The 25,545-nt window shown below is 60.9% G+C and carries 25 protein-coding genes; 14 read left to right on the top strand and 11 right to left on the bottom strand.

Features of this window, described 5'->3' with window-relative positions; translation table 11 throughout:
• The 3 genes from H567_RS29410 to H567_RS0118590 form a co-directional block, all read left to right on the top strand.
• The coding region (locus H567_RS29410) for a hypothetical protein (protein WP_208598429.1) at positions 1–182 on the top strand (182 nt) is incomplete at its 5' end.
• Between the two features lie 103 nt (positions 183–285).
• Positions 286–660, top strand: coding sequence for a HEAT repeat domain-containing protein (locus tag H567_RS0118595; protein WP_161626657.1), 375 nt, complete (start codon positions 286–288; stop codon positions 658–660).
• A 341-nt stretch (positions 661–1,001) separates the two neighbouring features.
• Positions 1,002–1,268 carry a hypothetical protein gene (locus H567_RS0118590; RefSeq protein WP_153306261.1) on the top strand — a complete coding sequence of 89 codons (267 nt, stop codon included), beginning with the start codon at positions 1,002–1,004 and terminating at the stop codon, positions 1,266–1,268.
• 91 nt (positions 1,269–1,359) lie between these two features.
• On the opposite strand, the gene H567_RS0118585 is transcribed toward H567_RS0118590, so the two are convergent.
• The 7 genes from H567_RS0118585 to hcp all read right to left on the bottom strand — a co-directional run bounded on the left by H567_RS0118585 (position 1,360) and on the right by hcp (position 7,732).
• Positions 1,360–2,340 carry a thioredoxin family protein gene (locus H567_RS0118585; RefSeq protein ID WP_028322545.1) on the bottom strand — a complete coding sequence of 327 codons (981 nt, stop codon included), beginning with the start codon at positions 2,338–2,340 and terminating at the stop codon, positions 1,360–1,362.
• A 164-nt stretch (positions 2,341–2,504) separates the two neighbouring features.
• The gene (locus H567_RS0118580; protein ID WP_028322544.1) at positions 2,505–3,527 is read right to left on the bottom strand and encodes a uroporphyrinogen decarboxylase/cobalamine-independent methonine synthase family protein; all 1,023 of its coding nucleotides are present in this window, start codon (positions 3,525–3,527) and stop codon (positions 2,505–2,507) included.
• 18 nt (positions 3,528–3,545) lie between these two features.
• On the bottom strand, positions 3,546–3,737 hold the full coding sequence (locus H567_RS0118575) for a ferredoxin (RefSeq protein ID WP_028322543.1): 192 nt from the start codon (positions 3,735–3,737) through the stop codon (positions 3,546–3,548).
• Between the two features lie 147 nt (positions 3,738–3,884).
• Positions 3,885–4,199 (bottom strand): cupin domain-containing protein, encoded by a 315-nt coding sequence (locus H567_RS0118570; protein ID WP_028322542.1) that lies wholly within the window; start codon positions 4,197–4,199, stop codon positions 3,885–3,887.
• A gap of 106 nt (positions 4,200–4,305) precedes the next feature.
• Entirely contained in the window at positions 4,306–5,037 is a 732-nt protein-coding gene (locus H567_RS0118565) for an ATP-binding protein (protein WP_028322541.1), read from the bottom strand.
• A complete protein-coding gene (locus tag H567_RS0118560) occupies positions 5,034–5,771 on the bottom strand; it encodes an HD domain-containing protein (RefSeq protein WP_028322540.1) in 738 nt (245 codons plus the stop codon). Before H567_RS0118560 ends, H567_RS0118565 begins: the two co-directional genes overlap by 4 nt.
• A gap of 335 nt (positions 5,772–6,106) precedes the next feature.
• Positions 6,107–7,732 (bottom strand): hydroxylamine reductase, encoded by a 1,626-nt coding sequence (gene hcp / locus H567_RS0118555; protein WP_028322539.1) that lies wholly within the window; start codon positions 7,730–7,732, stop codon positions 6,107–6,109.
• A 790-nt stretch (positions 7,733–8,522) separates the two neighbouring features.
• Between hcp and H567_RS0118550 the strand changes: the two genes are divergently transcribed.
• From H567_RS0118550 to H567_RS25985, 5 genes are all read left to right on the top strand, one after another.
• Complete coding sequence (locus H567_RS0118550; protein ID WP_028322538.1) at positions 8,523–9,419, top strand: DUF2156 domain-containing protein; 897 nt, start codon at positions 8,523–8,525, stop codon at positions 9,417–9,419.
• A 233-nt stretch (positions 9,420–9,652) separates the two neighbouring features.
• Positions 9,653–9,886: a hypothetical protein gene (locus H567_RS0118545; RefSeq protein WP_028322537.1), complete on the top strand. Its 234-nt coding sequence runs from the start codon at positions 9,653–9,655 to the stop codon at positions 9,884–9,886.
• A gap of 95 nt (positions 9,887–9,981) precedes the next feature.
• Positions 9,982–10,425 (top strand): PPC domain-containing DNA-binding protein, encoded by a 444-nt coding sequence (locus H567_RS0118540; RefSeq protein WP_028322536.1) that lies wholly within the window; start codon positions 9,982–9,984, stop codon positions 10,423–10,425.
• A gap of 282 nt (positions 10,426–10,707) precedes the next feature.
• The gene (mepK, locus tag H567_RS0118530; protein ID WP_028322535.1) at positions 10,708–11,247 is read left to right on the top strand and encodes a peptidoglycan L,D-endopeptidase MepK; all 540 of its coding nucleotides are present in this window, start codon (positions 10,708–10,710) and stop codon (positions 11,245–11,247) included.
• Entirely contained in the window at positions 11,244–12,263 is a 1,020-nt protein-coding gene (locus H567_RS25985) for a queuosine 5'-phosphate N-glycosylase/hydrolase (protein WP_051185116.1), read from the top strand. Before mepK ends, H567_RS25985 begins: the two co-directional genes overlap by 4 nt.
• A gap of 114 nt (positions 12,264–12,377) precedes the next feature.
• Here H567_RS25985 and H567_RS0118520 read toward each other — a convergent pair whose 3' ends face one another.
• Positions 12,378–13,589, bottom strand: a complete 1,212-nt coding sequence (locus H567_RS0118520; RefSeq protein ID WP_028322534.1) for a Tm-1-like ATP-binding domain-containing protein — start codon at positions 13,587–13,589, stop codon at positions 12,378–12,380.
• A 207-nt stretch (positions 13,590–13,796) separates the two neighbouring features.
• Positions 13,797–15,236: a UbiD family decarboxylase gene (locus H567_RS25980; RefSeq protein ID WP_051185115.1), complete on the bottom strand. Its 1,440-nt coding sequence runs from the start codon at positions 15,234–15,236 to the stop codon at positions 13,797–13,799.
• Between the two features lie 187 nt (positions 15,237–15,423).
• Here H567_RS25980 and H567_RS0118510 point away from each other — a divergent pair, with 187 nt between their 5' ends.
• The 5 genes from H567_RS0118510 (at position 15,424) to H567_RS28020 (ending at position 19,302) form a co-directional block, all read left to right on the top strand.
• Positions 15,424–16,260, top strand: a complete 837-nt coding sequence (locus tag H567_RS0118510; protein ID WP_161626656.1) for an IclR family transcriptional regulator — start codon at positions 15,424–15,426, stop codon at positions 16,258–16,260.
• Positions 16,261–16,343: 83 nt separating this feature from the next.
• Positions 16,344–17,573: an ATP-binding protein gene (locus tag H567_RS0118505; RefSeq protein WP_028322532.1), complete on the top strand. Its 1,230-nt coding sequence runs from the start codon at positions 16,344–16,346 to the stop codon at positions 17,571–17,573.
• A gap of 140 nt (positions 17,574–17,713) precedes the next feature.
• The gene (locus tag H567_RS0118500) at positions 17,714–18,505 is read left to right on the top strand and encodes an HAD-IIA family hydrolase (protein ID WP_028322531.1); all 792 of its coding nucleotides are present in this window, start codon (positions 17,714–17,716) and stop codon (positions 18,503–18,505) included.
• Positions 18,506–18,700: 195 nt separating this feature from the next.
• The gene (locus H567_RS0118495; protein ID WP_028322530.1) at positions 18,701–18,931 is read left to right on the top strand and encodes a DUF433 domain-containing protein; all 231 of its coding nucleotides are present in this window, start codon (positions 18,701–18,703) and stop codon (positions 18,929–18,931) included.
• On the top strand, positions 18,928–19,302 hold the full coding sequence (locus H567_RS28020; protein ID WP_084517554.1) for a DUF5615 family PIN-like protein: 375 nt from the start codon (positions 18,928–18,930) through the stop codon (positions 19,300–19,302). Before H567_RS0118495 ends, H567_RS28020 begins: the two co-directional genes overlap by 4 nt.
• A gap of 93 nt (positions 19,303–19,395) precedes the next feature.
• On the opposite strand, the gene ppcB is transcribed toward H567_RS28020, so the two are convergent.
• Together ppcB and H567_RS0118480 are read right to left on the bottom strand one after the other, a co-directional pair.
• Entirely contained in the window at positions 19,396–20,796 is a 1,401-nt protein-coding gene (gene ppcB / locus H567_RS0118485) for a phenylphosphate carboxylase subunit beta (protein ID WP_028322528.1), read from the bottom strand.
• A gap of 408 nt (positions 20,797–21,204) precedes the next feature.
• Positions 21,205–23,046, bottom strand: coding sequence for a PEP-utilizing enzyme (locus H567_RS0118480; protein ID WP_035255226.1), 1,842 nt, complete (start codon positions 23,044–23,046; stop codon positions 21,205–21,207).
• Between the two features lie 1,110 nt (positions 23,047–24,156).
• On the opposite strand from H567_RS0118480, the gene H567_RS0118470 reads away from it, so the two are divergent.
• Complete coding sequence (locus tag H567_RS0118470) at positions 24,157–25,068, top strand: LysR family transcriptional regulator (RefSeq protein WP_161626655.1); 912 nt, start codon at positions 24,157–24,159, stop codon at positions 25,066–25,068.
• The last annotated feature ends 477 nt before the right edge of the window (positions 25,069–25,545 follow it).

The raw sequence follows: 25,545 nt of genomic DNA, 5'->3' as shown, positions 1-25,545 counted from the left end.
ACAACCTGGTTTCCAAATCCGCCAAATCTGCTCTAAAATCCCAATGTTTTCAGGGGGTGGAGTTTGAATCCCCGGCTAATTTGGACAGCAGTGATGCTATCTATTCTGTACTAGTTGATGACCTAGGTAAAAACAATGTTACAATAACCAAGCATAGCGCCAAAAATAATGTGTCTAAATAAAACTGAGAATTCATTATAGATATTGATGTTAAGAGAGCATTTTTATACTTTATTTTTTTCGGTGGCAGTCATATCAGTAATTCTGGGTTGCTCCCCACTGTCAATGGATGAGAAAGAAGCTCAAAAGGTATTCAATGATTTTTATACTGACAATGTACCGGAATCCATCAATGACCGACATCTCCTGAATGCAGGGAAAGCGATCGTGCCCTATCTTATCACCGAGATTCAAAAAGAGGACATGCCAAAGCGAGGTTATGCTGCTCTAGCTTTGGGGAAAATTGGAGACCGGCGGGCTTTACCCGTTTTAATTAGGATGTATGAGAATCCAACCTTGATGGGGATCCCTCCAGGCGTGTTATTAACGGCAATTTGGCACATAGATCCCAAACTTGGAGAAGAGCTTGCCAGCAAATACAAAGGCGGCGATGAGTTCATGAATCGCACTATTGAGCTGCTGAGGAAAGGCATAATCTGAGGGTCAATGTCATTGACATAAGCTGTAAGCTTGCATCAATGTCATTGTCTTAACCTATGGGCTTGCAATCCATAGCGGCAATTCTCAATCCAGTGCGGGCGGAAATCGGCTCCGTGAAGGATGGAGACTTTGCAGCCGAAAAGCTTGCAGAAAAGGAAGGGCGGTATTTGGCTTGACTTTCACCCCGCCAAAAGCCTATCACTAAGGCAGTTTCCACGGTGAAACAGCGCGCCGGGCAATCGGCGGTCTCTTGCCGGACAGCAGGATCTCCCGGCTGCGATCGGGCCCGAAAGCGCATGGTCGAACCCTTCACCCTTCCGCTCAGGAATGCAGCAGCCAAGATGACTCGCGCACGGAAACCGCCGGCCTATGTCACCTGCCACACCAAAAAGGGGGCCCCGCGCCTCGCCCCCGAGGTCTGCCTGCGCTGCAGACGGATGAAGGCCTGCCGGGATTTCCAGCGCTTCGTCCAGCCCGGCTTATTCCCCGAAGCGGAGCCCGAGGCCGGTGCGCCCGCCCCGCCTCTCGCCCCCGCCCTCAAGGCCATGCCCTCCCCGGCAACACCCTCCAATCAGAGTGCACCGGATCAACTGACCTTCGATTTCTGACGACGGGCCGATGCGCGGCACCTGCCGGATTTCGATCTTCCACTTATGAAATCCGCCGGGCTCCCTTTCCAAAATTCCGAAACGAATAGAATCATCCCTCGCCCCTTTGCGGCTCCAGCATATCCAGGGCCTCTTCGGCGGCCTCTTTGACGGCATCTTCATAGGGACCCGCCGCAATCGCCTTCAGCCTGGGGATCTCGCAAACAGCCCCCAGCTCGCCCAGCAGGTAAAGCATGTCCCCTTTCCGAGCCTCGTCGAGGGCTTCGAAACGCGCCCACAAGGGCTCGACCAGCTGGGGAACGAGCTCCGGATCCAGTGACGCCAGCTCTTCGGCCGCCACCATGGCGGCCAGCCGGCGCGGCCACTGGGGGTGAAGGAGGAGTTCGATGAAGGAGGGGAAGACAGCCTGGCTTTGCTGCATGAGAGCGGCCACCTCCTTCGCCCGTCCGTCGCCGAGCATCCCGGCGAGCGAATCCGCACTCAGGGTGGCTGGGTCCCGCTCGAGCAGGATGGCGAGGATCTCGTCGCGCTTGACAACGCCCGTCCAGCGAAAGCGGTCGTCGAGGATCAGGGTGGGAACCGATTTGACGCCGTCGGCGGCAGCCTCTTCCTGAAAGCGGTCCCCGTCGATGACGGTCAGATGAACCTGGGGATTGATGAAGGGAAATGGGACGATGGTCTTCAGCACAGCGGGGCAGAAGGGACATCGGGGTGTGACGTAGAGCTTGAGGGAGGCGGGCAGATGAACGCGGCTCAGGGTCTGCTCCAACCCGGGGTCCGACCCCTGCCGAAGACCCGCAGCCCAGGCCAGCGCCTCGAGGAAGGGCTGAAGCTCACCGCCGAGAGGCACCGCCTGGAACCGGAGCCCGTCGCTCAGAACGAGCGCCGGGTGTTCGCCCGGGTCGGTCTCCGACCGATCGACCTCTGCACCGGGTACCGCCTCTTCCAGTTCGCGGGTAAATTCCAGCAAAGGATCCGCCGCGGCCTCATGCGGCAGGTGCAGACCGAAACGAACTCCGCCCTGGATCGTTTTGCCGAAGGCGTGGATGGCCTCTTTTTCCTGGGGTGTCATCAGTTTCCCTCCTTCAAGCGAACGGCCCGGGGCTTGCGGCCCGGGCCGTCAGGCTGCCGTCTTCAATCCATTGCAAACGGCGCTGCCGAAATTTCCGGGCACCCCCGGATCGCGCGCCCCTCGATGGGGCCGCCGAGCCTCTGCGCCGCGCAGCAGGGAGGATATCACAGACCGAAGCGTTCGCGCAACCGGCCGGAGAGCTCCTGGATGAGTACGAAGGCCTTCTCGACCGTCTTTTCGCGGTCCGGGTTCACCAGGCAGCAGGTGGCCGGGGAGAGCAGGCTCCTCGAAAGCAGGAAGCCGCGGTCGATGCCCTTCCTGTCGAGCGCCGACCAGATCTCGTCGAGCCGGGCCTCGAGCGACTGGAGGTTCTCGTGTTCGAACGGCTCGAAGTTGGTCGGGGCGATCCCCCAGACGAGAGTCGCCCCCCGGTCGAGGAACTTGCGTATCGACCGCGCGTAGTTGGCGAACACCTCGCCGTTCGAGTAGACGTCGAGCGAGAGGATGTCGAGGTCGAGGCTCAGCAGGAAATCCCAGTCCGGATTGCCGCACAGGTGCACCCCGCGCGGCCGGTCCACCATGGCGAAAAACCCCTCCATATCGGCGTGGGCCGCGACGTCGCCGTACCCGGCCATGGCGTTGAACAGAAACTGCAGGCCCGGCTCGTCGACGAACATGAAGGCGTTCGGGTTCCGCTCCTTCAGCCGGGCGAGCTGCACGTTGATGCGCCGGGCCATGAACTCCAGCATGAAGGGCCGCACCGTGTCGTCGAAGAGGATCGGCCGGTCGTCCTGGTCGACGACGTTCAGGCCGAAGCTGATCGGCCCCTCGAGCTGCCCCCGGATGGCCGGCCGGTCCGAGAGGTCCAGTTCCAGAAACCGGTGGTAGACGACGGAATAGGTCCTGCTGATATCGAAGTAATCCGGCTCGTCGAAGTGGCTCATCGCCTCCTCGAACTCGGCGACGAACTTCTCCATGGAGAAGCGGAGGGTCCGTTTCTCCATGTCCAGCACGATCCCCGGAAAGTGCTCCGAGGCCTGCACGTACATGTCCTCGGTGTAGCTGTAGAGCGGCAGCTGGGGCCAGAAGGGGATGTCGAGCGAGAGCGCGGTTTCGAGCGCCCGGTCCACGTCCGTGTGCGGCATGACGGCCATAGCCGTCGTCAGCAGATTTCCCGGGATGGGCATATCCTTTCTCCCTCTCCGTCACTCCCAGTGGATGCACTCGACCGGGCAGGTGTCGATCGCCTCCTGGATCTCGTCCTCCGGCCCGCCTTCGGGCTTGATCACCTCGGCCTTTTCCGTATCCGGGTTCAGTTTGAAAACCTCAGGGCAAAGCTCCTCGCAGGAGCCGCAGCCGATGCATTCCTCTTCTTCGATTACAACCCGTTTTCCCATGACAGACTCCTTTCCGTTCGGTGTTTTCGTGAAAACCGCCGGCCAGGCCAAGACGGTCCAGCCGCCGCGCCGCCTGCGGGCCGCCACCACAGTATACATGTAAATCGACACCGGGATCGGCCAAAAAGACCCTCACCGGATGGAGAATCAGATCGGCGGCGCGATGGTGACGAGGACGCGCATGTCGCTCTTCGCCCGGATCCCGTGCGGTTCACTGATGTCCGAAATCAAGACGTCCCCGGCCTTGGCGGGCAGGGTGCCGTCCTTGGCCAGAAACTCCCCGGTCCCCTCCAGCACGACCAGGCTCAGCTGCCCTTCGATGTCGTGGGAGTGGATGGGCAGTTCCTGCCCGGCCTTGAAGTTGAAGTTGATGATCTTGAAATAGGGCGAATCGTGCACCAGGAAACGCTTCATGTGAAGGTCGTTGAATGTATTTTCCTCATAGAGGTCGATCTTTTTCATGCCGGAATCCTCCTTTCGGTTGATAGGCATCCGTATCACGCACGGCCCTGGAAAATGGCCCGGGCCGGCAGGCCCTGCGATTCCCCGCAATCGGGGCCACCCGAGCTCAGGCGGCGCTCTGGACGCGATCCAGAATCGCGCCCCGGCGGCCGATGAGGACCTCTTCGACGGGGATGTTTTTCCCGGCCGCCGCCATGGCCTTCTTGACAATGCCCGGCAGCGCCGAACAGCACGGAACCTCCATGCTCAGGATGGTGACCGAACGGATGCCCGCCTGCTTGAAGATGTCGGTGAATTTCTGCAGGTAGGCCGGGACGTCGTCGAATTTCGGACACCCCATCAGGACGACCTTTCCCTGGACGAAATCCCGGTGGAACGCCCCGTAGGCGACCGGCACGCAGTCCGCCGTCACGAGGAGGTCCGCGCCTTTCAGGAAAGGCGCCGTAGGCGGCACCAGATGAATCTGGACCGGCCAGTGGGAAAGGGCCGAATCGCCGCCCGACGCCTCGGCCGAGGGGAACCGGGCCCCGGGCTCGAAGACGGCGACCTGCTGCGACGGGCAGCAGGCCGCGGCCGCCGGCTGGTGCTTCTCCTGCTCCTCCAGATACGCCTCGACCGCCTCCTCGTCAAAGTCCTCGGCCTCCCGCTCGACGATCCGGATGGCATCCCGCGGGCATTCCCCCAGGCAGGCCCCCAGCCCATCGCAGTAGCGTTCGGCCACCAGGCGGGCCTTTCCGTCCTGAACGGTGATGGCCCCCTCGGCGCAGGCGGGCACGCACTGCCCGCAGCCGTCGCACTTCTCTTCGTCGATCTCGATGATCTTCCGCATCACTTTCATGCCTGTCCTCCCATCAACACCTCACGCGCAAGGGCCTTGCCGCTCCCGGTGTAGAAACGATCGGCGATCGTCCGCTCCAGTTCCGCCTCCGTCAACGGCTCCTCCTTGTGCTTCTCCTCGAGGTTGGCGATCAGATCGGCGTCGTAAACACATTTGAATTCGATGTCTTCTTCCGCCCGCGGGTGATGGTGGTGCGCAATGATGTCGCAGACCTCTTCGATCAGCTCCTCCCGCGCCCCCAGCCCTTCGAGGATCCCGCGCGCGACCGGCACCCCCTCCTCTTCGTGGTCTCGGGCGCTCTCACCGGGGTGCTTTTCCTCCGAGACCGTGATGCCGACGTCGTGGAGGTAGGCGGCCGAGAGGATGACGGCCAGGTTTCCCGCCTCCTCCTTCCCGATCCGCTCCGCGTACCTCGCCACCCGGCCGGCATGCCCGATGCGCTTGAAGTCCCGTTTAAAATAGCGCTTCATCTCGATAGCCACCCGGTCTTTGAGGAGGTTCTCCTTCTGGGCCAGCAGCTCTGGGGGCAGATTTCCGATGCACTGCTCGGCGTAGCGGCAATAGGCCGCGCACCCGAAGTCCATGTTCGGGTTGAGCATCCGGTGCCCGCACGCCTTGCAAAGACGGGTCGTGTCATCCTTGAAGAACTCGACCGTGTTGCCACACTCCGGGCACTTGGCCTCGAAGATGGCCCCCGGTTTCCAGTAGCGGCTATCCTGTCCGGGACATTTCATTGTTCGCTCCTCTCTTTAGAAAACCCACCGTCCGTGCAACGCCCCTGAAACGCGGCGCAGCGCGTGCGGCCATCATCGTGCTGAAATCCGTTGTGCGCAGGCGGTCGAAAACCGTGCCTCTGATGTTGTTGCGCTCAGCCCGGACCCGGGCGGCGCACGGATGTGTGCGCCTCATTCCACGGGATTTCGCCGGCCTTGTCGCCATCCGGAGATGAATTCCCCGTAGAGCCCCGTCGTCAATCCGGCCGTTTTTCAACCGCCCGCCAAGATCATGATTTTCCATTCCCGGGATCAGCGCCCGCACGGTTTGCCGTGCGGGCGCCTTCCACTTCGTCCTACCCCAGAATCGCCTTCAGGTCTTCATCCGCCGTGCTGATCGGCATGATGTTGAAATTTTTCACCAGCACATCGAGCACGTTCGGGGTGATGAAGGCCGGCAGGCTAGGCCCGAGCCGGATGTTCTTGATCCCGAGGTAGAAGAGCGTCAGCAGGATGGCCACGGCCTTCTGCTCATACCAGGACAGGATCATCGACAGCGGCAGATCGTTGACCCCCACGTTGAAGGCCTTCGAAAGCGCCACGGCGATCTGGATGGCCGAGTAGGCGTCGTTGCACTGACCGACATCCAGGAGACGCGGGATGCCGCCGATGTCCCCCAGGTCCTTGTCGAAGAAACGGAACTTGCCGCAGGCCAGGGTCAGGACCACCGTGTCCTTCGGTGCCTTTTCGACGAACTCCGTGTAGTAGTTGCGCCCCGGCTTCGCACCGTCGCACCCGGCCACCAGGAAGAAGTGCCGGATCGCGCCGCTCTTCACCGCGTCGATCACCTTGTCGGCGACGCTCATGACGGCGTTGTGGCCGAAGCCGCACATGACCGCCCGCCCGTTCGAGTCTTCCGGAAAACCCGGCATCTCCAGGGCCTTCTGGATCACCGGCGTGAAGTCCTTGTCGGCGATGTGCCGGACGCCGGGCCAGCCGACGAGCCCCGTCGTGAAAATGTTGTCCTTGTAAGATTCCTGCGGCTTCTGGATGCAGTTGGTCGTCATGAGGATCGCGCCGGGGAACTGCGCAAACTCCTTGATCTGATTCTGCCAGGCCGTCCCGAAGTGCCCGTAGAAATGGGGATACTTCTTGAGCCCGGGATACGCATGGGTCGGCAGCATCTCCCCGTGGGTGTAGACGCTGATGCCCTTGCCCTCGGTCTGCTTGAGGATCTCCTCCATGTCTTTCAAGTCGTGGCCGGAGACCAGGATGGCCTTCCCCTTCTTCGCGCCGAGGGGCACTTTCGTCGGGACCGGATGCCCGTAAGTCTCGGTGTTGGCGGCGTCCAGGAGCTCCATGACCTTCAGGTTGATCTCGCCGCACTTGAGCACCAGGCCCACCCAGTCGTTCAGTCCGAGGTCCGTGCGCAGGGTCGCGGCCAGCCCCTCGTGAATGAAGGCATAGACTTCGTCGCTCTCCTTGCCGAGGATGTGGGCGTGGTCGGCGTAAGCGGCCACACCTTTCAGCCCGAAAACGAGGGTCCACTTGAGGGCGTGGATGTCCGGATCGGGCTCCCCGTCCGACTGGATGCCGTGGCCCTCGCCCTGCTTGATTAGTTCGGGCAGCGTCGAGGCCGGTTTGAAGTCGGACGGTCCACCAAAGTCCGTTTTGCCGCCCGCGGCCTTCACCTTCGCCTTCAGGCCTTCACGCAGCTCGACGCAGCGGTCTAGCAGCTTCACGAAACGCTCCGCATCGAAATCCACGTTCGTCAGGGTCGAAAAAGTGGCTTCACAGGTAAAGACGTCGACATCGCGGTCCACGACCCCCACTTTGCGCCCTTCCACCGCAACCTGCGAAAGCCCCTTGAGGGCATAAATCAGGAGATCCTGAAGGGCCGCCACCTCCGGCTGCTTCCCGCACACGCCGATCTTGGTGCACCCTTCGCCCTTTGCCGCCTGCTCGCACTGGTAACAAAACATGTTGACCCTCCATTGGACATTTGAATTGATTGTTGAGGACATCCGCGGAACCGATGCCCGATTGCCGCATGTTTCGATGCCATTCTGGCAGGTCAGACGGAAGATCGCCTTGACTTAAGTCAACAGCATACCTTTTTTCGGTGATTTTTTCATTTTTCTGTTGTTCGCGCGCCGCGCGGCGCGGATTCCATCCACGCAACCGGTCGATTTCTTTAGCACTACTGAACCTGCTGGTCTCTATCTGGGAAAAAAATTACCGGTGCAACCTGGGGTCTATCCAAAAACAAGTTCCCGGTACAACCCGGTGTGCAATCTGAAAACGAGGATTTTTTTCACTCTCTTCGGATGCTCAGCCCCACCGCTTCGCGGCGGGTCCCGGTTTCTTCAAGCGCTCCGCACGCCCCGTCCGGTTGCTTCGCGGCGGATCCCCATTCGGCCCGGGAGCCCATCTCCGGATGGAAACCGGCGGTCCGTTCGAATGCGGCTCAGGAGGCATCGACCGCCACCCCTCCGCGCGCCTGTTTGACAGCCGAAGGCAAAACAGGTTAGATAGTCCATCCGGAAATGATTTCGCGGTAGGACTAAGTTTCCAATCCGGAAATGAGAATTTTTCTTTACACGCTGCGCGTGCTAAGTCCCACCCCTGCGGGGCGGGTCCCGGTTTGGCCAATATTAAGGAAATCAAGCCTTTGCGCGGAGGCGACCTGTAGGTCGCCTCACAAGAAAACGTGCAGATTGACGCCGAGATTGGCCAAAAATACGATTTCCGGATGGAAACGAGGGAGATGCCATGCCCCTGGACGACTTCAAACCACTTGCCATCGAGCACAAGGAGACCTTCGACGCCTTCTTGCGCGAGGACCCGCCCAGGGTCTCTGAATGGACCTTCACCAATCTTTTCATCTGGCGGCATAAGTACCGTCCCGTCTGGTGCCGGTGGCAGGGCTGCCTCCTCGTCCTTTTCGAGCCCGAGGGTCAACCGCCCTTCGCCCTGCAGCCAGTCGGGGCAGGCGACAAGGCAAAGGCCCTCGACGCCGTCGTTCACACCCTGAGGGGTCTTTCCCCCCAGGCGGTGGACGTCCTGCAGCGCACGGACGAAGCGTTCGTCGAGCGTTTCGCAGACCCGGTGCGGTACGCCACCGTCTTCGACCGGGACAACAGCGATTACGTCTATCGCACGACGGACCTGATCGATCTGCCCGGACGACGGTATCACCGGAAAAAAAACCACCTGAACAGTTTTCTGAAGACCTTCGCCTTCGAATACCGCCCCATGGATATGGAGGTCGTCGAGTGCTTCCTCGACATGCAGGAAACCTGGTGCCGGATGCGGGAATGCACTGAAAACCCGGATCTCCTTTCGGAGGACTATGCGGTCTATCAAGCCTTGACCCACTTCGAGGAACTGGGCTATACAGGGGCGGGGATCCAGATCGAGGGGCGGATCGAGGCCTTCACGCTGGGGGAGATGCTGAACCCGGAGACGGCCGTCATCCATATCGAGAAGGCCAATCCCGAGATCCGGGGCCTCTATGCCGCGATCAACCAGATGTTCTGCCAGAAGGCCTGGGCCGGCGTCCCCTTCATCAACCGGGAGCAGGACATGGGGATCGAGAGCCTTCGGAGCGCCAAGGAGTCCTACTCGCCGGACCACCTGGTGAAGAAATACTCCATCCGGCTGACCTGACCGGCCGCTCGCCGAACGGCAGCGCCCTATTTTGACCCGGGCCCCTGGCCGGACCGGCAGGGGAACAGCATGCCGGGAAACGCCTTGTGCAAAGGCCCTGGAGAAGCGGCCGGATACACAACCCGCGAGATCCCGTGGAACAGGATGCCCCGATCCCTGCGCCGCTGCGGCGCAGGATGCGCGCAACGCAGCCGATGGGCGCTGTTCAGCGGCCTGATTTGTGAGGAACCGTCGTGGACGACTATATCAAGACAGCCACTCTGGACAATGAAATCGAGGCGCGCCTCCTCGTGTCCATCCTCGAGGAGAGGGAGATCCCCCACATCCTCCAATCCTATCATGACACCGCCTACGACGGCCTTTTCCAGACCCAGAAGGGCTGGGGCATCATCCGGGTACCGCCGGAGCATCGACAAGAGGTCCGGGAGATCCTCGATGAACTCCGCCGAGCCGCCGGCAAGACCTGACAGGCGCGGGCGTTCAGCGAAGAAGGCCCCCATTCGACGGAAAACACCGGCGGATTCGAAGACGTTACTGACTCTGCCGAAACGAGGATGAATCCATGAAATATTCCGAAGCGCAAATCGGGCGGATCTTCGTCATCCGCCTCGAGGACGGCGAGATCCTGCACGAAGCCGTGGAGGCCTTTGCCGAGAAGAAGGACATCCGGGCGGCCGCCTTGATCGCGCTCGGGGGCGCCGACAAGGGGAGCCGGCTCGTCGTCGGCCCCGCCGACGGGCGCGCGCAGCCGGTCGTCCCCCTGGAGCACATCCTCGGCGATGTCCATGAAATCAGCGGCACGGGGACGCTTTTCCCCGACGAGAGCGGCAAGCCCATCCTGCATATGCACATCGCTTCGGGGCGGAGGGACCGGACCGTGACCGGCTGCGTCCGCAACGGCGTCAAGGTCTGGCAGGTCATGGAGGTCATTCTGTTCGAACTGCTGGGGACCTCGGCCGCCCGGATCATGGACGACGAGACGGGCTTCAAACTGCTCCGGCCCTAGCCAGCCGGCAGAACCGCCCCTTCGACCCTTGAAGGGTCTTTTCCGCCCGGGCCGCGGCCGTCGAAAAGCACGGCCATCGGTCAAAAGAAAAAGCCTGCAGGAAGAAAAGGCCCGAATTCAGGCGAAAACGGGTTGACAAATCCGGTTCGACGGATAGAATAGCGCTAATCGACCCCCTGCAGAACACCGCCTGGCCCATCTGGCTTCGTTACGGCATCGCACGCAGCGTGCGCCGCATGTGGAATTGCACCGCTTATCCGATCTTCGAGCAGGACCAGACATATGGACCGACGATTCTTTCTCAAATCCGCCGGATTGGCTGCCGCTCTGATCTTTTGCCGCGAGGAGTCCGCCTGGAGCGCCTATTCCCGGAAGACGCCCAGCAAAGAACTCGCACTCTACAATGCCCACACCGGAGAAGACCTGGACGTCTGCTACTTCTCGAAGGGGCAGTACCGCACCTCGGCGCTCCGGCACATCAATTACATCCTGCGGGACCACCGCACGGACGAGATCAAGCCCATCGACCGCAACCTTCTCGACATTCTGAGCGCCATCCGCAAAAAGCTCCGTCTCAAGGAACCCTTCCACGTCATCTCCGGGTACCGTTCCCCATCCACCAACGCGATGCTCCGCAGGAAAAGCTCCCGGGTGGCCAAGAACAGCCTCCACTGCGAGGCCAAGGCAGTCGACATCACCATCCCCGGCATCCCGCTTCGTACCCTCCGCCAGATCGCCATAAGCCTTCAGCGCGGCGGCGTGGGCTATTACCCGCGGTCCAACTTCATCCACGTCGACACCGGTCCCGTCAGAACCTGGTGAGTCTTTCCGATCAGCACCCGACATCCACGGCCCCGCAACACCGCACGTCTGCGCCATGGGAGGCGGCCGAGAGCGCCCGCTTCGTCGCCGAGCGCGCCCGGGACGTCCGCATCGATGAAGAAAACCTGAACCGGTTCTGCTCGTTTCTGGCCGGGCAGCCCTCGCTCGCCGTCCCGTGGGATGCCCGGTACCACTTCCAGGGAGGGGAGGCGGAGACCTGCGCCTATCTCCTCGTCCTCGACACCCTCAATTTCTGCTTCTGGGCCCCTCCCGGGGCGAACCGATGGCAGATCGACGACCGGGGCGAAACCCTGAACGGCTACTACGCCCTGGCCGCCGCCCTCAAGAAGGCGATGGAGGCCGGGGCGCCGCTTGCCGATGCATCCTTTCTCGCCGGCCTCGAGATGGACGACCTCCTTCTTGTGCTGGGCGGCCGCGGAACCCTTCCCCTGATGCCCGAACGCCTCGCGGCGCTCAACGAAACGGGGCGGGTCCTGATCCACAACTATGACGGCCGCGCCGAGCGCCTCGTCCGGTCCGCGGGCCGGTCCGCCCTCGCCCTCGTCAGGCGCCTCGCGTCGGACTTCGCCTCGTTCAGGGATACGGCCTTTTACAGCGGAAAGAAGGTCTTCTTCTACAAGCGCGCCCAGATCCTTGCCGCCGATCTGCATGGCGCGTTCGGCGGAGGAGGGCTCGGGGAATTCGAGGATTTCGCGGAATTGACGGCCTTCGCGGACTACAAGCTGCCCCAGGTCCTGCGCGCCGAGGGGGTCCTGGTCTACAGTCCCGATCTGTCGATGCGGATCGACCACCTGGAACCGCTCGCCCAAGGGTCCCCCCAGGAAGTCGAGGTCAGGGCCTGCACCATCGAGGCCGTCGGCCGCATCTGCCGCCGCCTCATGCGCATGGGCAAACCCTGCATCCCGGCCGATATCGACGCCCTCCTCTGGACCCTCGGACAGGAAGAACGCTACCGGGAAAGGCCCTACCACCGGACGGAGACGATCTTCTACTGACCTCTCGCCAATGCGTTTTCAGGCAAAATCCCCTGCCGACCCCTGTCTTTACGGCGATTCATCCTGGCATCATCCCATCGGCGTCAGCCGGAAGCCGAAGGGTGGGAACATGAATCATGTCTTCAGGATTTCTTCAACCGCCTCGGTCACCGCCTCCGCGAAGGCCGCGTCGTTGATGTAGGCGTCGAGCTCCTTGAACACGATTCCGGGGTCAAGACGCTGTCTGAGCGTTTCAAGCAGCGCCGCGTCGGCCTCCGGATCCCAGTAAGGCTTCCCCGCCCGGTCGAGCGTGGAAAGCCCTCTCCGAGGCCATAGCACCATCACGGGGCCGCAGGCCTGGTTCAGCTTCTCCGCCAGGGCCTCCCCGAGCCGGCGGTTTTCCTCCGGACTGGTGCGGACGAGCGTGGCCATCGGGTTGTGGCAGTAGAGATTGCGGCCCTGGAAACAGGCCGGGACGGTCTCGGGTCCCAAAAAGTTGATGAAATCGGCGCTTCCCGGCGCCACCACCTGCGGGATGCCTCGCTTCCCGGCGGCGGTGAGCCGATCGGGCCCGGCCGAGGCCCGCCCCCCCAGCATGAAGTTGGTGACTTCGTTTACTCCCAGTTCGACCACGGCCTTCACCTCATGCGAGGCCACGTAGTCCTCGAGCGCCTCCCCGCCCGTGCCGATGGTGTGGTAGACCAGCACGGCATACCCCAGGGCCTCCAGCCGGTCCTTGACCGCCAGCCCGCAGCCGGTCACGGTGCCGTTCATGCTCATGACCACGAGGGGGCGGTTCCGGTCGGAGAGGGGCGCCATCTTCACCATGCCCACGATCGCCCCTGCGGCATTGACGAGGATCCGCCGCGTCAGCCGGTTGATCCCGGCCAGGTCGGCCACGGGGGGCATGACCAGGACGTCCTTCGGCCCGATATAGGGCCAGAGCCCGGCCTGGGTCACTTTGGTCGAAACGAGAACCTTGGGAAATCCCAGGGGAAGGCATTTCAGGGTGGGGGCGACGATGACGGAGCCCTGGCCGCCGCCGACGGCGAGCAGCCCGTGGATGCGCCCTTCAGCCAGCAGGCCGGAGATGACCATCTGGAGGCCCGTCGCCATGGTCCTCTGGGCGAAGGCCTCGTCCCCGGTGTCCACCAATCGCTCGATGGTCTGCCCGCCGGCCTCGGCGATCCGTTCGCGGGGGATGTCAGCCGGGAGGAAGGCTTCGTCCAGGATGCCCGTGTCGACAACGAGCGCCCGGACGCCCTCACGTGTAATCAGGTCCCTTAGGAGTTCGATCTCGGGGCCCTTGGTGTCCAAGGTCCCCACAACGGCAACGGTCTTCTGCATGGCATCCCCCAGGGGTTGTCGAGGGTTTACAGCCGGTGCAGGCGCCCGCCGGCCGTTTTGTATTCGAACCCCCGGGCGCCTTGCCTGTGACCATAATGACCGGTTTTCGATCGATCGGATTCCCCCCGCCATCGACGGCGGGGGGCTGTAGAAGTGTGCTTTTTCCGGGCGTCAGAAACGACACGTCTTCCTCCGCCCGCAGCGGGGCTATACGTTCGCGAAGAGGTCGGCCCACTTCTCGAGGGTCTTGCGCCGGAGCTCCGGCCCGGCCGTGTTGACCGGCGGAAACTTGTCCTTCCAATGGTAGGGGCGGCAGGCGTTGATGAAGACCTTGGCCGTCGTGTAGTCTTTGCGCGCGCGTTTCTCCGGGTTGATCATCGGATCGAGCGGGCTCGTGAGGAAGCCGGGGACGATGTCGATGTAGGCCTCCGGATCGCACCGGGTGGTGACCGCCCAGAGGACCTCGTCCAGGTTCGACGGATCGATGTCCTCATCGACCGTGATGATGTAGCGGCCCGTGCAGGCGCCGCCCTGCAGGAACGCGCCCGCCAGCGTGGCCACCTGCTTGGCGTGACCGAGGTAGCGCTGTTTGAGCGAGATGACCGCGATGATCCGGTCGCCCGGGCCGTGGACGTACACGCCCCGGATGTCCATCATGCCGGCCTTCTCGAGCTCGTTCCAGAGAAAGGTCGCCGAGTGGATCGGGATGGGGAACCAGGTGTTGACCGGGGGTTTGACCGGCGGTTGCCCGAAGAGGATCGGGTCGTTCCGGTGATAGAGCTTTTTGATGTGCACCACGGGCTCATTCCGGGTCCCGGAGGCGTAGTACCCCTGCCACTCCCCGAAGGGCCCTTCGGGCCGGCTGTCCTCCTCGGGCGGCGGCGAGAACCCGCAGGCCACGATCTCGGCCGTGGCCGGAATGGGAAGGCCCGTCACATCGTCGATGACGACTTCGACACCCTGGCCCTTGATGTACCCGGCCATGTCGTACTCGGAGATCCCCCACGGCAGCGGGATGGTGGAGAGCGCGAAGAGGAGCGGGTCCTGGCCGAAGCACATGGCGACCGGGCAGGGCTTGCCCATCGCCCAGTACTTCTCGCGCATGATGGTCGCGTGCTTCCCCGGCGAGGCGTAAAAGGCCAGGGTCGTCTTGTCCTGGATCATGACGCGGTAGGTGCCGAAGTTCACCCAGCCTTCGTCTGGATCCCGCGTGATCGTGATCACCCCCGTCCCGATGTAGCGGCCGCCGTCCAGGGTGTGCCACTTGGGGGTCGGGATCTTGAAGATGTCGATGTCGCCTCCGGTCAGGATGTTTTCCTTCACGGGGCCGTTCTGCACCTCGACAGGCGGCACGGGCTTGAACGCGTTCCACTTCCGCTTCCAGTCCGCCACGCACTCCAGCCGGGACAGCTCGTCGGGGAACCCGAAGGCGATGCGCTGACCCACCTCGTGATGCAGCAGATTGGTGGCCACCCGGAACCCGGCCGGATACCCCTTGATGTTGTCGAAGACCAGGCCCGGGCCCTGCTTTTCCGCCATCAGCTCATTGATGGTGCCGATCTCGAGATCCCAGTCGGCGTTGTTCACCACGCGCAGTTTGCCCTTCTGGTCGAGCGCCCCCAACAAGCCTCTCAGGTCATTGATCATCGCATCCCCTCCAGTAAAAAGTTTCACATTGTGGAACATGGTTTCACTTTTAGATTGACGGTATCGTTTTGAAATGGTATGTGTCAAGGAAAAAGTGAACCGAGCTCACTCGGCGGACCAAAAAATTTTGGCGATGGGCCGGCAGGCAGCGCCTTCAAGGCTGCAGCGGCCGCGGGGTGGAGGGAAGATGGACGGAAAGAGGCAGGGGAAAAGGGAAGACAAGGATATGGCCGATCGTCAAAAGGAAACCGAAACCGCCTACCGCGTGCAGGTCCTCGAACGGGCCTTGGACATCCTGGATGCCTTCAGCTTCGAAACACGGGAGATGAGCCTCTCGGAGATCGTCCAGAAGACCGGGCTCAACAAGACCACGGTCAAGCGGCTCCTCGCCAACCTCACGGCCAGGCGCTACCTCCGCCAGGACCCCCTGTCGAAGCGCTACCACCTGGGGCTGCGCCTCTTCGAACTGGGGAGCATCGTCTTCTCGTCCTTTTCCCTGCGCAAATCCGCCGACCGCGCGATGTCCCGGCTCCGGAACGAGACCGGCGCGACCGTGCTCCTCGGCGTCCTCATGGACAACCAGCTCGTGTATGCCGACAAGAAGGAGGGGAGCGGCGCGATCCGCGTCGTCTCCGACATCGGGTGGCGCAGACCGCCGCACTACGGGATGCTCGGGATGGTCCTGATGGCCCACCTCAAGGAGGACGCGGTGGATCGCATCCTGGAAGAGAGCCCGCTCGAATCCTATACCGTCCACTCCATCGTGGACAACGATCGATTCAAGCGGCGTTTGCAGCAGATCCGGGAACAGGGCTATGTGGTCGAACACGAAGAGGCCTTGGACGGCGTCATCGGCATTGCCGCCCCCATCCGCGGCTATCCGCAGCGGGTTGTCGGGGCCTTGGGGGTCGCCTTGACCGCCACGGAAGGGAAATCCGAAGAACGCCTGAACACGATCGTCGACAAGCTGAGACAGGCCGCCGAAGAGATCTCCGCCGACCTCGGCGGCGGCATGAACCCTTAAGAGGCCTGCCACGCAGACGGGAACACCTTTCCTTTTTTCTTGCATTTTTGCATTTCAAATGCAAAAATACTACCAAAAAAGAGGTGTGGCTGTTGAACCGATACATTCAGAGATCCCTGGAAGAGGCGCTTCGAAGAGCCGTCGACCAGTTTCCGGCGGTTGTCTTGACCGGGCCGCGTCAATCCGGCAAGACCACAACACTCAAGCATCTTTTCGGCGCCGAATACGGTTATGTCTCGGTAGAGCCTCCCGATATCAGGGCTTCAGCCGAGGAAGACCCGCGCGGTTTTCTGGAACTCCACCCGCCGCCGGTCATCTTCGACGAAATCCAGTACGCCCCCAGCCTCCTCCCCTACATCAAGGAGCGTATCGACAGCCGGCGTGAAAAACCCGGGCAATATCTCCTGACGGGTTCCCAAAACCTCCTGCTCGTTCAGAACGTAAGCGAGTCGCTCGCGGGCCGGGCCGCCGTGCTCCGCCTTCTGCCCCTGGCGGCTCGAGAAGCCTTCGGCCGGCCGTTCGCGCCTCTTCCCTGGGAAACCGAAGGCGTACAAGCCAACCCGATCAGCCTCTCATACCAGTCATTCTGGGAGGCCGCCCTGCGGGGAGCCTACCCCGAACTCGTCGCAAACCCGGAGAGGGACATCGGATTATGGCATTCGAGCTATGTGCAGACCTACCTGGAGCGGGATGTCCGTTCTCTCCGGCAGGTGGGGGATCTTACGCAGTTCCAATCCTTTCTGCGCGCGCTCGCCGCCAGGAGTGCGCAGCTGCTCGGCCTGACCGACCTGGCCCGGGACCTCGGGGTGGCGGTCAATACGGTCAAGGCCTGGCTCTCGGTTCTCGAAGCCACCTACCAGATCATTATCCTGCGTCCCTATTTTGCGAATGTCGGGAAGCGGCTCGTGAAAACCCCCAAGGTCTATTTCACAGACCTGGGTCTGCTTTGCCACCTCACCGGCATCAGCGATGCGCGGCATGCATCCGCCGGACCCATGGCGGGGCCGATCATGGAGACCGCAGTCCTCACGGAAATCTACAAAACCATCACCCACCGCGGGCCCGATCCGCAGATCTATTTCTGGCGGACCTCCAGCGGCTCGGAAGTGGACATCGTTGTCGAGCATGCCGGGAAAATAGTCCCCATCGAAGTAAAGCTGACGGCGACACCCCGTCCAGCCACTGCCGCCGCCATTCGGACGCTTCAGAACGACCTCGAAGACAAGGCCATGCCGGGCTACGTTATCCACCCAGGGGATGTCACCCTGCCCCTTGCCCCAAACGTCACCGCCATACCCTTTTGCGCGCTGTAAGTTTGGGCAGTGCCCTTCAGCGACTTGTACTCGGTGGTCGAGGAGCGCTAACAGACTGCAACCCAAAGGCGGGCCCCTGTGCCCGACCGGAGCCCGCACCGGTATCGAATGAGTGCCATACAGAAGACAAGGAGACGCGTGTGAAACCGATTCGAGCCATGCTCCTGGACATGGAAGGGGTCCTGGTCCACGGCAGCCGGTTGGAGCCCTTTCCCGATGCGGGCGCCTTCATGGCCGCCCTCCGCGGCAAAGGCATTCCCGTCCGCCTCGTCACCAACCACACGGTCCGCCCCCCTGCCGAGATCGCCCGGCGCCTCAGGGAGGCGGGCATCGCCCTCGCCGAAGACGAGATCCTTTCGCCCCTGACGACTTGCCCGCAAATCCTCGAAGCCAACGGGGCCAAAAGGCTCTTCGTGATGGGAACGGACGGGCTGAAGCGCTTTTTGGCCGCAGCGGGTTTCGAGATATCGGCAGACCCCCGGGTCGACGCCGCCGTCCTTGCGAAGGACCTGTCGATGGGCTTCAACGCCATCAAGACCGCCGCCACCGCCGTGAAGCGGCACGGCGCCCTCCTCTGCGCGCTGAACGACAACCGGTTGATCCTGGACGACGACGGGCTGGTCTTTCCCGGCCCCGGCGCGATGGCCGCCCTGTTCACCCACGCCTGCGGCTACCCAAAACCGGTCCTCCAATGCGGCAAGATGAGCCCCCTTTACAACGACATCCTCTTTCGAGACCTCGGCCTCGCACCCTCCTCGCTCGCCATCGTGAGCGACGACCTCGAGACCGACATCCGCGGCTACGCCGGACTCGGCCTCCAGACCATCCTCACAACCACCGGGAAATGCAGCCGGTCCGACGCCCGGGGCGACCCGCCCCCCGATCTCGTCGTGGACAGCCTGACGGACCTGATGATTCAGCTGGGCTGGTAGCATTGGCGACCCATTCCTCACTGTCTGTCGCACGGTCCGGCTGGTTGTGCGGATTTTCCGCCCGACTCGTAAACCACTTCGGGTCGACATGAGAACTTTCTTGACTTAAAGAATTTATTGCATCATATTAATAATTTAGTCTGACTGTTAAAACGTTGCTATCCATGAAAATCGTGGTTTATCGGGAGGCAGGAAATGAGGTATGATCGAATCACAGTAAACCCCGACCAAATGGGTGGGGTACCGTGCCTGCGTGGGTTAAGGATCCCGGTCGCTACAGTGGTTGCCATGATTGCAGACGGCATGAGTGTCGATGAGATTCTTCGAGCTTATCCAGACCTACACAGGGATGATATTACAGAAGCCCTCCGCTACGCCGCGGAAGCAGTAAGAGAACGGGAACTGCCACTGGTAAACTTGGCATGAAATTTCTTATTGATAACGCTTTATCACCATTCGTTGCCGAAGGACTTCGAGCTGCAGGTTTCGATAGTTTGCATGTCGCGGATGTTGGTCTTCAATCAGCCGCAGATTCAATCGTTTTTCAAAGAGCCGCCGAAGAAGACCGTATTCTCGTTTCAGCAGATACCGATTTTGGGACCTTGCTCGCTATGTGGAGCCATCCAAAACCTTCGGTCATTCTTTTTCGAAGGGGGACTGAGCGCAGACCGCGCCAGCAGGTAAACCTTCTTCTCGCCAACCTGGCTTACTTGATCGAAGCACTTGAAAAAGGAAGCATCGTAGTTTTCGATCAAAATCGAATTCGGATCAGGTCCCTGCCCATCTTTCCTCAATAATCATTCGATTTTGCCTTTCTTAGGATAGCGCGCCCCCGGTCCGGGCGACCGGAAGCGCGCCTTCAGGGGGAAACTCGATGGGGTGCGGGTCTCTTAGAATCCCAGCTCCGACCAGCGCGATTCGACCTTTTTGACCATGTCGGGGTCGAGCGTGATCGGGATGGGCTTTTCTTTCCAATCATAGGGGATGGTGGCATCCAGCAACAGCCGGCCGGTGATGTCCCGCTGGTCGATCGGCAGCGACGGATCGAGCGGTGTCGAGCGCCCGCGCTTGATGACCTGGCAGCGGTTCGGCTGGAAGCGGAAGCTGAGGGCATACAGGACGCGGGGAATGTCCCACGCGTCGATATCCTCGTCGACGGCGATCACCGTCTTCAGGCCGTAGGCCCCCATCTCGGTCGAGATCGCGGCGGTGAGAACCTGATCGGTGTGGCCGGGATACATCTGCTTGAGCGAGATGATGGCCAGGAACCTTCCTGCCGCCTCGGGCGGGCAGTAGACGGACTGGATGCCGGGGATCCGCATATCCGATAACTGCTGCCACAGGGTCGCCCCGTAGGTGAGAGCCAGGGCCATGTGCGAGTCGGTGACGGCGCGCCCGACGGTGGTCGACATGAAGATGGGATTGGTCCGGTGGGTGACCGCCTTGACCTGAATGAAGTTGCGCGGATCGGTCCCCACACCGGAGTAGTATCCGGTGTACTCGCCGAACGGCCCTTCCGGGTAGAAGGCATCCGCGTCCACCTCCCCTTCCACGACGATCTCGGCCGTAGCCGGCACGAGGAGGTCGTTCGTTTCGCACTTGACGACCTCGATCGACTCGCCCCGGATGGAACCCGCCAGGTCGTACTCCGACTGGAAGGCCGACACCCGGGCCGCGCCCATCAGAAAGAGGAGCGGGTCGCAGCCGACGACCACAGCCACGGGCATGGGTTTTCCCAGGGCCTGGTACTTCTTGAGCATGATGTCGGCGTGCTTGCCCTTGATGAACTGCGTTCCGAGCTTGTCCTTTTCGAGGAGCTGCAGGCGGTAGGTGCCGAGGTTCACCCAGTCCGAATCGGGGTCCTTGGTGACGACAAAGTGGGCCGTGCCGAAGAAGCGCCCCCCGTCCCGCGGGTAGAACTTCGGCACCGGGAACTTGAAGAGGTCCACCTGGTCCCCCTCCATCTTGTTCTCCTTGCAGGGCCCCGTCGCGACGACCTTGGGCGGGATGCCCTTCTTGCCCTTCTCCACCCAGTGGCGCATGAGATCGACCAGGGTCGCGTCCTTGTGCATCCCCATGATCATCGCCAGCCGCTCGGTGGTCGTACAGGTGCTCATGAGAACCGGGGAGCTGTATCCTTTGACGTTCTCAAACAGGAGGGCCGGCCCCTTTTTCTCCTCGTTGAGCTTCGCGATGTGGGACATCTCGAGGTCCCAGTCCACCTCGGCCTTGATGCGCTGGAGAATTCCCTCTTTTTCACATGCCGCGATGAAATCCCTGACGTCCTTCATGTTTGCCTCCTGCTGATAAATGGGTTCAATAAATCCGCATTCTCGAAGGCAGCTTGGAGATCGGAGGGGCGAAATCCAGCCCCAAGGTCCTCCAGTCCCGCCTGGTTTCGCAGTAAAGCCAGTGCCATCGACTATAGGAAAAAATCAGACAGGATGGCAAAATAAAAATAGTTATTTGAGACAAACTATTGGTTAACAAGCAATGCCCGAGAAAAAGCCCCTGCTTCAAGGGGCGGGCCGCACCGGACCCCGTCCCCTTCCATCAGGGACAATCCGCACGCTTCCCTGTTTGGCTATTCCCCTCTCCGGCTGCATCCACACCGCCAAAGCGCCGTCGGCGTCCTGCGGGGATGTGCGGCGGGCTTCGCTCCAATCATTCTTTGATCGAGTCGCGCACCCGAATACCCATCACGCCCGCTCGACGATGGTCACCCTGCCGGTGCTCCCATCCACACGGAGGATATCCCCGGTCTTGATCACAGAAGTCGCGACCCCGGTCCCGGTCACGGATGGCAGACCGTATTCCCGCGACACGATGGCGGCATGGGACGTCAGCCCGCCGATATCGGTCACGGCGGCCTTGATCTTGGTGAACACGGGGGCCCAGGACGGGTTGGTCGTCGGGGCGACCATGATCTCGCCGGGCTCCAGCTTGGCGACATCCGAAAGCAGTTTGAGAACCCGGGCAGGCCCCTCCGCCACGCCGGCCGAGGCGGGGAATCCCGTCATCTCGTCCAGGTGCTCCACTTCGACACCCGTTCCCTTGAGCCACTCCTGCACGGTGTCCGTCGTCACACCCCAGAGCATCAGGGTAAAAGGTTCGGCGATCTCCTCCGGCGGTATCCCTATGGCAGGAGGCGGGTTCCATTTCAGTGCCGCCTCGAGGATCCTTTTTCGCTTCCCGGCCTTTTCGATCCAGAAAGGCCCCCGGGTCGGAACGCCGTGCCCAAGGGCCCACGCGGTGGCAAGGTCTTCGAGGAGCATCGGGACTTCGAAGCGGTTGAAGAGATAAATGTCGTCAGGATTGCTCAAGACGCCGTGCCTCGTGAGGATTCTGCCGAACTGGGCGATCTTTTCGAACCAGATGGTGTGCAGCCAGTGTTCGACCCAGAAGAGATGGTCCTCGGTGTATCGGTAAATGGATTTGACGACCCTATAGGCATCATCGAAGGTCTTCCGGTCGGCCTCAGAACGGATGAGCGATTGATACTCCGATACGATCCGGTTGCTCTCCTCGGTGATGCTCTCGAGTCTACGCTCGATCTGCTCGCCCTGCTCGAGCCGTTCGACATAGCTCTGTATATAGCTGAAAGGGAGATCCATCGTATTGATCCAACTTCCCTCGTAATGAAACCACCCGCTTCCGTTCGAGACATAGAACCAGGGGTTCTTGACCTGGTCCAACGCCTCGAGCCATGCCCGTCCCTGAGGTGTGCCGCTGAGGCTGCTCATCTTCTCTTCGGCCGAGCCTTTCCGTTTCAGGACCTCTGCGACAGAGCCATGATTCATTGCGAGCCGGCTCAACCTGCAGAGCTCCTCCTCGGGACGAAACATGGACACATCCGCGCCCGCAACCATCTTCCCCATCGTGCCGTCCTTGATCCCGGGAAAGAGCTTCTTCGCCGTGTCCACGAACATCAGATAGGCCAGGTAGGCCAGGTTGAGATACTGGAAGTGATACTGCCAGCCCCTGAAGATGAGGTTGATGATATCGTTGAAGTTTTCCATCAGCAGGTTGGCTTCGGTATACCCCTTGGGCGTCGGAATGACGTCCTCCTCGGGCACGAAGGTGTACAGCTCTTCCGGGATTTGAATGGACTCCATGTCACGGCCCAGTTTCTGGAATTTCCTGAGCCACTCGTCCCATTGACTCGAATAATGCTCGAATGTGTAAGGGACCCTCTGCCCGAAGAGTTCGCCCTTTTTCTCGATGACGTTCGCAGGAGGCGACTCGACGGCACCGATATACATGTAGCAGCCCAGGATCCGTTGGGCGACTCCCTGCGCCGGAGGGATGCAGAAAACCCGTGTGGTGTACTGCGAAAGCGCGATCTGCCAGGCCTCCTGGAAGATGTCGTCCAGCGGGTAAAGCGGATCGGCAGCGTGGATCTTGTCGTGATACCAGAAGTGCCGCTTCTCCCAATCCTCCCGGTCCTTGCTGAAGAGGCGCTGAGGTGCATACATCTTTTCCCATCCCTTCATTTCGGCCGGCAATTGAATCTCTTCTGCAAACGGAAATTGGGCTGCCATGATGTCCTCCCCTTTTCTGGATGAATGGTGCTGTTTCCTTCTCGATCCCCGCCATGGCTCAAAGGCGCGGATCCGCCCCTGGTTTTCCCCCGGCCTCGTGATGACCGGAAAAACCTCTCCGGCATGAGCGGTGGCTGATCTGCGCACCGGCCTATGGTTTCCCTGACCTTTGCCGAAACGCGGCCCGCCGCCGACGGATGCGCCCGGTCGGACCCAGCCGCAGAAGACAATCTCCTCGCACACGGGTCGAGAAACCTGCTCCCGCCGGAACATTCCTTCCAGACAAAAACCGGATACACTTCTCAGGCGTTACCGAATCCTGAACCCGGGAACGCTCCTGGCCTTCGACCGCCGCAACGTTCCCTTCGGTCTTAGACAACACTGCAGGCCCTGCGTACAGCGAGCGCCCGCACGCAAAGGCAAATCAAAGCTCCATTGGAATTTGGAATAAGGTGTGCCGGGGCCAGGAAGCTCCCGGGTTTGCGCGGAGAAGACCGTCAGGTCGCCCAAAGGGCGGCCCCGCGGCCTCGCGTGGAGATGGGCTGGAAATTCCGCTTCGGGACAATCATCCGCCGGGTGGCAGGGTTTGATTCCCTTATCGGCTAAACTTGAAAGAAAAATAGTCAGGCAGGGTTCAGCGCTCTTTCCGGCGGTATGCCGTGGAAGATCTGCGCTGCAGACGACACCGGTAGCACTCGAAACGGCTACGGCGATGTCATTCATCATGGCAACCCCTCCAATCCCTCCTGTGCAAAGAGGGCTCTGGTTCTGGTTGCTGAACGGGCATCCCCGTTTTGAAGCCGGAATGGCAATCCAGCCTCAAGCGCGGGGTTTTTCTTCAAAGAACACGTTGAATCTACAACTCAATCGCTCATATTCTCCAAGCGAAACGCCTCTTTCCTCCATGATAAAGCTGACCGTTTTTGCTCATGGCGCATTTACGCTGTCTATCGCTGTATCTTATCCCGTTTGAAACAACCTTAAGAAAAAGGATTTGACAAGGCAAACTAAAAATAGTTAGCTGATATGAACCTATTGTTCATACCATCAACACATCCGGCCCATCTCCAATTGCACGCCGCCTTTCTGGTCCGATTCGGGGTCACCAACATGATTTTGAACATGAACCAGCTGAGGGCCTTTTATACAGCAGCCAAGCAGAACAGCATCACCAAGGCTGCGGAGGTCCTGATGGTCACGCCTCCCGCCATCTCCAAGCAGGTCCGACAACTCGAAGAGACCATCGGGATGAAACTCCTCTATCGCAGCGGCAACACCATCGAGCTGACCGACATCGGCCGGGATGTCTTCCGCGAGAGCGAGGCGGTTTTCGAGAAGATTACGGAGATGGAGAACTATCTCGAAGACATCTCGATCGGCAAGCTCGGAGAGCTGCGGATCGGGTGCCCCCAGACGCCCGCCAAGTACATCATGCCCCGGCTGATCGCCCGGTTCAAGGAGACCCACCCGGGCATCCGGATCATCGTGGACCAAGGCACGAACATGGAGATGGTCCGGAACCTCCTCACCAGTCGGAACGATCTCGCCCTCATCCGCAACCGGCCGGACGACCGGCGGCTGAAGATGAAGGTGCTGCGGAACGAAGAGATTCTCCTCCTGGCCGCTCCACACAGCCGCCACCTGCCCGGACGCGAGATCTCCGTCACGCTCCTCGACCGGCTCCCCCTCATCCTGCCGAAGGAGGGTTCCGCCGTGAGGGACGTGACCCTCGAATACCTTCAACGCTACAAGATCTCGCCGAACGTCGTCATGGAGTCGGGCAGCATCGGCCTCGTGAAGGAGCTCATCCGCCAGGACACGGGGCTGTGCTTCCTCGAGCGCTATGCGGTAGCGGAGGATCTCGCCCGGGAGCGTTTGACCGCCGTCACCATCCTCGAGGGCTCCCCCAAGGTGGAGTTCGGCATAGGGTACTTCCACAAAAAGCACCTGTCCCCCGCCGCATGGGCCTTTCTGCGGCTCCTCGACAAGCTCGACGACATCGTGCCCACTGTTTCCTCCTGAATATCACGCGAACCTTCCTTCGTCTCCGGATAGAAACATCCTCATTTCCGGATGGGAACCCGGTTTATACCGGGAAATCATTTCCGGATGGATACTGTTTATTAACGCCGGTCAAAAAATGGACAGACATAGCCGGTAGAAAACTGGCCAAAATGAGCGGCTGAAAAACCGGCATTGCAGGTTCTTCCTTCTTTCCTGTATGTAAAACCTGTCTTTTCTTCCTGGATCTGCTTCTTTCTCTTCTTTATTTCGTCTTTTTGTGTAATCTCGAAAGATTAGGCTCACAAGTGTTATGGTTGTCATCCACGGGGAGGACGACCATGAACGAGACTATTCGATGCCTCCATTGCGGATCTGTTTTCGAGCGCAATCCGCGCATCAAGACCCAACGCTACTGCGCCCGGAAGGAATGCCAGCGTGCCCGGAAGCGCCAGTGGCAGCGTGAAAAACTCCTCTCCGACCCGGATTACAAAGCCA

The organism is Desulfatiglans anilini DSM 4660 (assembly GCF_000422285.1).
Lineage (GTDB): Bacteria > Desulfobacterota > DSM-4660 > Desulfatiglandales > Desulfatiglandaceae > Desulfatiglans > Desulfatiglans anilini.
Note: the sequence above shows the minus strand (reverse complement) of the source record. Positions and strands in the feature narration are given on the sequence as shown.

Coding starts and splice junctions, on each gene's coding strand:
- ppcB (WP_028322528.1), bottom strand. CDS start 20,796: ATGAAGGACGTCAGGGATTTCATCGCGGCATGTGAAAAAGAGGGAATT.
- H567_RS0118575 (WP_028322543.1), bottom strand. CDS start 3,737: ATGGGAAAACGGGTTGTAATCGAAGAAGAGGAATGCATCGGCTGCGGC.
- H567_RS0118540 (WP_028322536.1), top strand. CDS start 9,982: ATGAAATATTCCGAAGCGCAAATCGGGCGGATCTTCGTCATCCGCCTC.
- hcp (WP_028322539.1), bottom strand. CDS start 7,732: ATGTTTTGTTACCAGTGCGAGCAGGCGGCAAAGGGCGAAGGGTGCACC.
- H567_RS0118560 (WP_028322540.1), bottom strand. CDS start 5,771: ATGAAATGTCCCGGACAGGATAGCCGCTACTGGAAACCGGGGGCCATC.
- H567_RS25980 (WP_051185115.1), bottom strand. CDS start 15,236: ATGATCAATGACCTGAGAGGCTTGTTGGGGGCGCTCGACCAGAAGGGC.
- H567_RS0118470 (WP_161626655.1), top strand. CDS start 24,157: ATGATTTTGAACATGAACCAGCTGAGGGCCTTTTATACAGCAGCCAAG.
- H567_RS0118520 (WP_028322534.1), bottom strand. CDS start 13,589: ATGCAGAAGACCGTTGCCGTTGTGGGGACCTTGGACACCAAGGGCCCC.
- H567_RS0118480 (WP_035255226.1), bottom strand. CDS start 23,046: ATGGCAGCCCAATTTCCGTTTGCAGAAGAGATTCAATTGCCGGCCGAA.
- H567_RS0118550 (WP_028322538.1), top strand. CDS start 8,523: ATGCCCCTGGACGACTTCAAACCACTTGCCATCGAGCACAAGGAGACC.
- H567_RS0118510 (WP_161626656.1), top strand. CDS start 15,424: ATGGACGGAAAGAGGCAGGGGAAAAGGGAAGACAAGGATATGGCCGAT.
- H567_RS0118570 (WP_028322542.1), bottom strand. CDS start 4,199: ATGAAAAAGATCGACCTCTATGAGGAAAATACATTCAACGACCTTCAC.
- H567_RS28020 (WP_084517554.1), top strand. CDS start 18,928: ATGAAATTTCTTATTGATAACGCTTTATCACCATTCGTTGCCGAAGGA.
- H567_RS0118565 (WP_028322541.1), bottom strand. CDS start 5,037: ATGAAAGTGATGCGGAAGATCATCGAGATCGACGAAGAGAAGTGCGAC.
- mepK (WP_028322535.1), top strand. CDS start 10,708: ATGGACCGACGATTCTTTCTCAAATCCGCCGGATTGGCTGCCGCTCTG.
- H567_RS0118595 (WP_161626657.1), top strand. CDS start 286: ATGGATGAGAAAGAAGCTCAAAAGGTATTCAATGATTTTTATACTGAC.
- H567_RS0118580 (WP_028322544.1), bottom strand. CDS start 3,527: ATGCCCATCCCGGGAAATCTGCTGACGACGGCTATGGCCGTCATGCCG.
- H567_RS0118585 (WP_028322545.1), bottom strand. CDS start 2,340: ATGACACCCCAGGAAAAAGAGGCCATCCACGCCTTCGGCAAAACGATC.
- H567_RS0118590 (WP_153306261.1), top strand. CDS start 1,002: ATGACTCGCGCACGGAAACCGCCGGCCTATGTCACCTGCCACACCAAA.
- H567_RS0118495 (WP_028322530.1), top strand. CDS start 18,701: ATGAGGTATGATCGAATCACAGTAAACCCCGACCAAATGGGTGGGGTA.